Below are 8503 nucleotides of genomic sequence, written 5' to 3' on the forward strand. Positions count from 1 at the left end.
GGAACGGGCAGCGCCTTCGCCTTGTTGCGCAGGATCGCCAGCAGCGAGTCGGGGGTCGCGATCCGCTCGCGCACCGGTTGCCCCGATCGCAATTGCGCGCGCTCGCCCGCGGGCGGATTCGTGCGGCGGACGCGCACCGCGGCCACGCCGCCGCTGAGCCCGAGCTGGTCAGCGGCGCCGCGCGACAGGTCGATCAGCCGGTCGCTCGCCATCGGCCCGCGATCGTTGACGCGGACGAGGATCGTGCGCCCGGTATCGAGCGCGGTCACTTCCACATAGCTCGGCAACGGCAGCGTCTTGTGCGCCGCGCTGATCGCTGCGGGGTCGAAGCTTTCGCCATTGGCGGTCGGACGCCCGGCGAGTTCGTCGCCGTACCAGCTCGCATAGCCGACATCGTCATAATCGGGGATATCGGCGGGGGTATAGGTGACGCCGCCGACCGTATAGGGATCACCGAGCTTGACCGGCGTGTCGCTCACGCCGCCCGAAGCGATCGGTGCAGGCGCCGGACCCGCCGCCGGACCTGCGCTGCTCTTGCCATCGAAACTGCCGCAGCCGGAGAGCATCAACATCGCCCCGGCCAGCAGGCCCCCGCCCCTAACGATCGATTTCATCCGCCAATAACCCCACAGACAGTGCGTAAAAGTTGGAACAATTATAGTCCAATATCGCACGATAATTACCAGTCAGCAAATAGGCTGTCCGACCGGGTCCATCGGGTTCGAGAAGCGTCGCCTGCACATTGCCGTCGGGCCAGCGGCCGCCGATCGGCGCAATCCCGTCGGCACGCCATTCGGCCATCGAGCGCCAGCGGCTGTGACGGTCGAACACGCGCGGGCAGCGCGTCGGGGTCAGGCGATTGGCGACCGCACTGCGGTTGAAGCCCGCGGGAACGGTCACGGCGACCCCCCACGGCTGGCCGCGGCGCCAGCCGGCGCGGCGGAGGTACGAGCCGATCGATTCGATCGCATCGGCCTCGCTCGACCAGATGCGCGCGACGCCGTCGCCGTCGCCATCCTCGGCGACCTGGAGATAGACCGACGGCAGGAATTGCGGATAGCCGAACGCGCCGGCCCAGCTGCCCTTGAGCGCGCTGCGCGGCACGCCGCGTTCGACCATCACCATCGTCGCGATCAGTTCGGGTTCGAACAGCGACCGGCGGCGCCCCTCATAGGCGAGCGTTGCCAACGCTTCGGGCAGGTCGAAATTGCCCGTCACCTGCCCATAGGCGGTTTCATGGCCATAGATGGCGATCATGATGCTCGTCGGCACCCCGGTGCGCGCCTCGATCCGCGACAACAGCGGCAGCAGCCGATCGTGCACGCGCCGCCCGCCGCCGATCCGCGCGGCATCGACATGCTTCGCCTTGTATGGCGCAAAGGCCGGGATCGGCGTGTTGGGGTTCGGCGGCGCGCCGAGGTTGTCGCGGTCGAGCGCAACGACGCGCGCGTTGTAGGTCAGCCCCGCGGTCACCCGGTCGAAAGTCGCGCGCGATACCCCGCGCGCCTGCGCCTTCGGCCACAACGACTGGACATAGGTGTCGAAGCCGCCGTCGCCGCCCTGCGCGAGCAGCGGCGTCGATGCGGTGAGCAGCCACGCCGACAAGAAAGCAGCGGCAAAAGCGAAAAGGCGTCTGATTTTGAAACTGATAGCGTGCATGATGTCCCCACCCATAGGGCGTGTCTCGCACAGATGCGAGCGGCTTGGCCACCCCGGCGCGAGACGGGCCGAGTCATTCGCGCGATGGACGGAATGCCGTCATCTTTTGCTTGCCGCAGCGCGGTCGCACGCTATGGCGGCGGGCATAGGACAGGTGGCCGAGTGGTTTAAGGCAGCGGTCTTGAAAACCGCCGTGGGTGCAAGCTCACCGTGGGTTCGAATCCCACCCTGTCCGCCAGAATTTCGAGCTATCGAATGGGCGGCGCCCCAACTCTGTTTACGGTGCAATCAGCCGGCTCATTCAAAGTCGCACGAAATAGGATGCGTTGTAGGAAATGGCCTGTTCTATCTTTGTTTCCACTATCGAGGAGCGAAGAATATGGCGAAGATTACCGACATCCCGCACCGCATCGTCAACGGAAGCGGCGTAGCAAGCTTGACGACAATTCGCGTCTATGAAGCTGGTACGAGCACAGACGTCGATCTGTTCAGTGACGAAAATCTGACGAATCAGGTGGGCAATCCATTAAACGTCGCGGCGGGCGATCCGATCCCGACGCTCTACCACGGCTTTGCCGGCGACGTCCGGATCGAGGTTGTCGATGCCGGCGGACCCGTCTTTGACGACGATCCCTATGATCGTCCGGTATCCACTGGCGAACTTGCCGGCGGCGAGGGCAGCGCGATGGTGGGCGTTTTGAATGCGGGCACGGGCGCATATGTCCGGACGCAAGCCGATGTGAACATGGATCGTCCCACGGTCCTCGACTTCATCGAGCCGGCCCAGGTTGCGCTGATCCGCGCCAATAATCATGCAGCCCAAAACCCCGCTCTGGTGGCGGCTGGCCTGCAGGCGGCATTCGACGCCGGCGTGGGCATCCTTCCATCAGGAACCTACCATGTGGGCGCGTCGCTGAACTGGCCGAGCGGCCTTGCATTGATCGGCGCGGGCCGCAGCAAAACGATCCTCCGGTCGGCCGTGATCGGCGGATCGCTGCTCAAGACCAATTCGTCGGCCAATTTTCTGTACATGGCGCATATGTCGCTGAAGGGAAACGCCGTCGCGGGCTCCTTGGGTAATGGACATGCCATCGATTTCATCGATTTCGATCTGGGCGGTAGCAAGGCGCCAGCCCAGTCGATGGTGTATCAGGTCGAAATTTCCGGCTTCAAAGGACAGGGGCGCGTCAGCAGCGCTGTCGGCGCCGGGAGTATCGCATCGTGCGCGGTCATCGCGGTCAACGTCCTGCAGAATCTGTTCCGCGACATCTATATCTCGGATTGCGGACACGGGTTTTTCCTGCAGGATTGCGAGAATATCCGCATCGAAAACTGCGCGACAGACGGGATCGTCAAATTTGCCGCGCTGGTGATGTCGAGCGAAAACGTTATCATCAGCAATTCGACGCTGATCGACGCGGGCGACGGGACGGCCGACACCGGCTACCCCCTAACCGCCGTTCCCTTGGGTTCGGGAGTTCTGTGTTCCTATCAGAACAATGGCCTCGTCGTGACCGGTTGCAAGTTCAAGAATAACCGTGCGGGCAAGGCAACGATCCAGTCGCTCTTGTCGAACGGCGACGCATTCATCGCCAATTGGATCCGCGCAGACGCCCTCACCAATACCGCACACAGAGGCATTTATGCGTTGCGTCCGAATGGATTGAACATCGTTTCCAATCATTTTCATCCTGCCACGACCGGAACGCCGTCGCAAAAATACATGAGCGTCGAAGTGGAAGTCACGGCCAATTCGGAATGCCCAACCTTTCGGATCGAGGGCAATTTGTTCGCCGACGTGTCGGGCATGGGGATCGCATACAATGTCAGGATTGCCGGCGACAATCGCGTCAGGCCGGTACAGGGGGTGATTCAGGGAAACACGTTCGGGTCACGTCAGGCACGATCGGCCGCGACCGTCGTGGACTCGGACATCCTTCTCGAAAACTGCTCGCTTCAGGCGACGAGGATCGCGAACAACGCGCATCTCGCCGCAGGCAATGTGACGCGAACGGGGGTCACCAACAACAACACCATCCTGAACAAGATGGAGGTCGGCCCGAACGCGTTTCTGGCGGGCGCGGGAACGATCGCCGCCGAGTATACCGGCGTTTCCGAAGGGCAGTTGGTCGCGGTTTCCGCAAGCTACGATCCCCCTGCCCTTGCAACCGGTGTTCCGACACCCGTCCAGACGACCACGGTGACCGGGGCGGCCGTCGGAGACATGGCGACGGCGGCTTGGAGTGCCGATCTGGCGGGCAGCGCGATCTTTGCGTGGGTCAGCGCGAGCAACACCGTGTCCTGGTTCATTCAGAATGTGAATGGCTCGAATCCGCTCAACCTGGCTTCGGGAACGGCGAGGCTCCGCGTGAGAAAGGCGTGGGCGGCATGACCTGGTAGCAAGGCATCAGGAGGGCGGTGAAGAGCGATCTTCACCGCCCATTCCTTCGTTCAGGAACAACCGGGAATATTGGGCGCTTCCGCCAGCTTCGCTGCACGAATATCCTTCTTCAGCACCTTCCCCACCTTCGAGCGCGGCAGGTCATCCCAGATTTCGAGCTCCTTGGGCGCCTTGACGCTCCCGATCGCGGCCTTCACCGCGGCGATGAGCTCGTCGGCATCGGCGCTGTGCCCTGCCCTGAGTTGCACCACCGCGCATACGCGCTCGCCCCATTTGTCGTCGGGCAGGCCGAAGACCGCGCCGTCCTGGACCGCGGGCTGCGCGAGCAGCGCCTGTTCGACCTCGGCCGAATAGACGTTGAAGCCGCCGGTGATGATCATGTCTTTCGCGCGGTCGACGATGAAGAGGAAATTGTCGGCGTCGAGATAGCCGATGTCGCCGGTGCGGTGCCAGCCGTTCACCGTCGCCTCGGCGGTGGCCTCGGGGTTCCTGTAATAGCCGTCCATCACAAGGCTGCCCTTGACGACGATCTCGCCGCGCTCGCCCTGCGGCAATTCCTTGCCCTCGCTGTCGATGATCGCGACGCGGACGAGCGGGCCGGGCTTGCCCGCCGACGACAGGCGCTGGCGTGCGATCGTCCCGTCGGGATTGAAATGATCTCTGGGCGCCATCATCGAGATCATCATCGGCGCCTCGGTCTGGCCGAACAATTGCGCCATCACCGGGCCGAGCTTGCCGATCGCTTCCTCCAGCCGCGCCGCCGAGATCGGCGCCGCGCCGTACCAGAAGCATATCAGCGACGAGAGGTCGGTCGCGGGCAGGTCCGGGTGGTCGATCAGCATATAGATCAACGTCGGCGGCAGGAAAGTATGCGTCGCCTTGTGCCGTGACGCCAGTGTCAGGAATTCGCCGATATCGGGGTACGGCATGATCACGATCTCGCCGCCATGCGCCATGATCGGAAAGGCCAGCACCCCCGCCGCGTGGGTCAGCGGCGCCATCGCGAGATAGACCGGCCGCCCCTCGAACGGATAGCCCATCAGGGTCAGCGCGGTCATCGCCTCGAGGTTGCGGTTGGTGAGCATCACCCCCTTGGGGTGCCCCGTCGTGCCGCCTGTGCCTGGGAGCATCGCTAGGTCGCTGACGGGCGTCGCCGCGAATGGGACTTCGGCGACACCCGCCAGCCACTCGTCAAGCGAAGGCGCGAAGGGCTGCCCGGCGTCGAGGCAGACGAGTACCTCCAGCTTCGGCAGATCCTTTCGCAACGCATCGACGAGGTCGGCGAATTTCGAATGGAAGAACAGCGCCGCGCAGTCGAAGTTGTCGAGCACATAGGCGTTCTCGGCGGCTTCGTTGCGCGGGTTGATCGGGCACCATACCGCGGCGGCGCGCGAGATGGCGAAGACGCAGGCGAAGGCGACCGGATCGTTGCCCGACAGGATCGCGACATGCTTGCCCGGCGTGATCCCCCACGCGTTCAGCCCGCGCGCGACGCGGTGGGTCAGCGCCTGTACCTCGGCATAGGACAGGCTCTGACCGTCCATCGTCAGGCAAGGGGCATCGGCGCCCAGCGAGGCTCCCTTGTCGAGCCAGTCAACCAGCCGCATCGCCGCCCTCCCCTCAGTCGTTGACCGTGACGATCGGCTTCAGCACCAGCCCGAACTGGCGCAGCACACCGAGGATCTCGTGATGCCCAAACGCCTGGCATGCCGAGGCGAAGCCGGCGCGGCGCGGTGGCTGCTGGAGCAGGTTCATCGCCGCCCACGCCTGCATCAGCCCGGTCTGCTTGTAATTGCAATTGCCGTGGATCAGCACATGCACGCGGCCGAGCGGGCCCGACGCATAGACCGAGTCGATGCTGGTGTTGAGCCGCGGGTTTTCGCGCGGGGGCATGTCGCCCTGCACCGTTTCGGCCATCTTCGACAGAGCGGCTTCCTGTTCGGCGAACGGCAGTGGCTTGATATCGGTGTCGATCATCTTCGTCATGTTCACGACATTGTCCATCACCTCGCGCGCGAAGACGCCGCCATAGACCTTGACCGTCGAGACGCGCGGATCCTGCTTGAACCAGATCGGGTGCGAGGTGCCGCCCCACGGCAGCGTGAGCGCCGTCGCGTGCTGGCCGGGGACGTGGCATTCGGTCGCGGTCATCGTCGGCCATTGGACATACTGGTTGTTCTCGAGGAAATACCAGTCGGCCTTCAGGATCGTGAAGATCGTCTGCACCGAGGCATAGGTCGGGAAACCTTTCCACAGCACGAGCATGTCGAGCGTATCGAGCCCGGGCATCGTCTCCAGCGCGATGTTTGCCGCGATCTCGCCCGTCGTGTACATCTGCGCAATACACGGCGAGAGCAGCAGGCCCTTCTTGGCGAAAGCGTCGCCCCATTTTTCCTGCGCGAGGAGCATCCAGTCCTGCTCGCCGGTCGTGTCGAGATAATGGGTGCCCGCGGCAAAGCACGCCTCAACCGTTTCAGGGCCGTATTTGATGAACGGACCGACCATGTTGCACACGACCTTGGCGCCCTTGAACAGCTTGGTCAGCGCTTTCACGCTATGTTCGACCTCGACGACCTCATAGTCGGCGGTCTCGATGCCGGGGACCTTGTCCATCACCTCCTGCACGCGCTTCGCATCGCGCCCCGCGGCGATGAACGGAATGCCCAGTTCGCGCAGATATTCGCAGACGAGGCGGCCGGTATAGCCCGAGGCGCCATAGACGATGACAGGTTTCTTCTCGCTCATTTCCCCAATCCCTTTTTCGATAATTTCGTTGGTCAGACGGCGGTGTAGCCGCCGTCGACGATCAGCTCGCTTCCGCACATGTATGCCGCGTCGTCGCTGGCGAGGAACAGCAGCGGGCGCGCGATCTCGCGCGTCGTCGCCATGCGGCCCAGCGGGATCGCGCCGACCGTCGCCGCCGCGAAATCGCTCGCCGCCTCGCCGAGGCTGCCGACCGCGTCAGCGACGAGCTTGGTCTCGCAATAGCCGGGATGCAGCGAGTTGATCCGCACCGGCCAGCCTTTGCGCGCGCAGTCGACCGCGACCGCCTTGGTCAGCATCGCGACCCCCGCCTTGCTGGCGTTGTATGCCGGGAACAGCGGCTCGGCGACGTTCGCGGCGATCGAGGCGACGTTGACGATCACGCCGCCCTTATCCTTCATCGCCTCGATCCCGGCGCGAACGCCGAGGAAGACGCTCTCCAGATTGACCGCCATCAGCCGCTGCCATTCGGCGAGACCAGTATCGACCACCGATTTCAGGAAGCCCATGCCGGCGTTATTGACGAGGATATCGAGCTTGCCCTCGCGCGCGACGATATCGGCGATCAGCGTTTTCCACGCGGCTTCGTCGGCGACATCCTGCTGCCGCGCCTCGGCCTTGTGGCCCTCGGCGCGGATCGCGGCCGCGGCGGCCTCCGCCTCGTCGCCGTCGATATCGGTAATCGTCACCAAAGCCCCTTCGCGGGCGAACTCCTGCGCGGCGGCGAGCCCGATGCCGCGCGCGGCGCCGGTGATCAGCACGCTCTTGCCGGTAAAACGCATCATGACATGCTCCAGAATATGGGTCAGCAACAAATCGGGGACCGCGGGCTAAGGGAGGGGTGCCCGCCGGTCCCCGTGGCGTGGGGCGATCAGAATTTGAAGGTCGCTTCGACGCCGTAGGTACGCGGGGTCCCGCGGTTCAGATAATCGAGCCCGAAGACGTCGATATTGAGCCCGTAGGTGTAGTAATATTTGTTGGTCAGGTTCTTGACCCACGCGCTGACCGACAGATTCTCGTTCGCCTGATAGGTCAGGCGGCTGTTCACGAGCCAGTATCCCGGATTGCCGCAGGTAAAGGCGACCCCCGCAGGGCGGACCGCGCCGGGCGCGCCGGGTTTGTCGCACGGATCGAGCCCGTAATCGCCGAAGGCATCGAAATAATATTTGCCCATATAGCTGGCGTCGCCGCGCAGCGTCAGCTTGCTGTCGCCCTTGTCGAAGATGTCCCAGTCGAAACCCGCGTTGAAGGTAACCTTCGGCGCGTTGGGGAAGGGATTGCCGTTCACGTTGCGCGTGAACTGGGTCGCGGGATCGTTCGGATCGACCACATTGCCCTTATATTTGCTGTTGAGATAACCGAACGACGCATTGAGTTGCAGGCCATCGACCGGCGCGACGGTCAGTTCGGCCTCGCCGCCCCACACGCGGCCGTTGGCACTGCGCGTGAAGGTGGTGGCACCGACGACCTGCGTCGTCTGCTGGTTCGAATAATCGTAATAGAAGCCCGCGAGGTTGAGCTGGACGCGGCGGTCGAGGAACTGGGTCTTCAGGCCGCCTTCATAGGCGTTCACCTTTTCGGGCTTGATATAATAAACCTGGTTCGTGCCCTGATAGGCGAGACCGTTATAGCTGCCGCTGCGATAGCCGCGGCTATATTGCAGATAGCCCATGATATCGT

Annotated in this window: 7 protein-coding genes and 1 tRNA gene; 2 read left to right on the forward strand and 6 right to left on the reverse strand. The window is 63.7% G+C overall.

The features are described from left to right. Nucleotides 1–614, reverse strand: a 614-nt coding sequence (locus VGD20_RS21025; protein WP_331136316.1) for a septal ring lytic transglycosylase RlpA family protein, incomplete at its 3' end; no start/stop codon positions are given. Then, a complete protein-coding gene (locus VGD20_RS21030) occupies nt 598–1659 on the reverse strand; it encodes a lytic murein transglycosylase (RefSeq protein ID WP_331136317.1) in 1062 nt (353 codons plus the stop codon). The genes VGD20_RS21025 and VGD20_RS21030, both read right to left, overlap by 17 nt. 148 nt (nt 1660–1807) lie before the next feature. On the opposite strand from VGD20_RS21030, the gene VGD20_RS21035 reads away from it, so the two are divergent. Together VGD20_RS21035 and VGD20_RS21040 are read left to right on the forward strand one after the other, a co-directional pair. Next, nucleotides 1808–1897: transfer RNA gene (locus VGD20_RS21035), tRNA-Ser, on the forward strand. Nucleotides 1898–2038: 141 nt separating this feature from the next. Continuing rightward, a complete protein-coding gene (locus tag VGD20_RS21040; RefSeq protein WP_331136318.1) occupies nt 2039–4051 on the forward strand; it encodes a right-handed parallel beta-helix repeat-containing protein in 2013 nt (670 codons plus the stop codon). A gap of 59 nt (nt 4052–4110) precedes the next feature. Here the strand turns inward: VGD20_RS21040 and VGD20_RS21045 are convergent, their stop codons facing one another. From VGD20_RS21045 to VGD20_RS21060, 4 genes are all read right to left on the reverse strand, one after another. After that, nucleotides 4111–5667 carry an AMP-binding protein gene (locus VGD20_RS21045; RefSeq protein ID WP_331136319.1) on the reverse strand — a complete coding sequence of 519 codons (1557 nt, stop codon included), beginning with the start codon at nt 5665–5667 and terminating at the stop codon, nt 4111–4113. 13 nt (nt 5668–5680) lie between these two features. Next, entirely contained in the window at nt 5681–6805 is a 1125-nt protein-coding gene (locus tag VGD20_RS21050; protein ID WP_331136320.1) for a DUF5938 domain-containing protein, read from the reverse strand. 32 nt (nt 6806–6837) lie between these two features. Next, nucleotides 6838–7608: a glucose 1-dehydrogenase gene (locus VGD20_RS21055; RefSeq protein WP_331136321.1), complete on the reverse strand. Its 771-nt coding sequence runs from the start codon at nt 7606–7608 to the stop codon at nt 6838–6840. An 86-nt stretch (nt 7609–7694) separates the two neighbouring features. Continuing rightward, a partial coding sequence (locus tag VGD20_RS21060; RefSeq protein ID WP_331136322.1) for a TonB-dependent receptor domain-containing protein occupies nt 7695–8503 on the reverse strand: 809 nt, incomplete at its 5' end.

Origin of the sequence: Sphingopyxis sp. (assembly GCF_036402335.1) — a bacterium.
GTDB lineage: Bacteria > Pseudomonadota > Alphaproteobacteria > Sphingomonadales > Sphingomonadaceae > Sphingopyxis.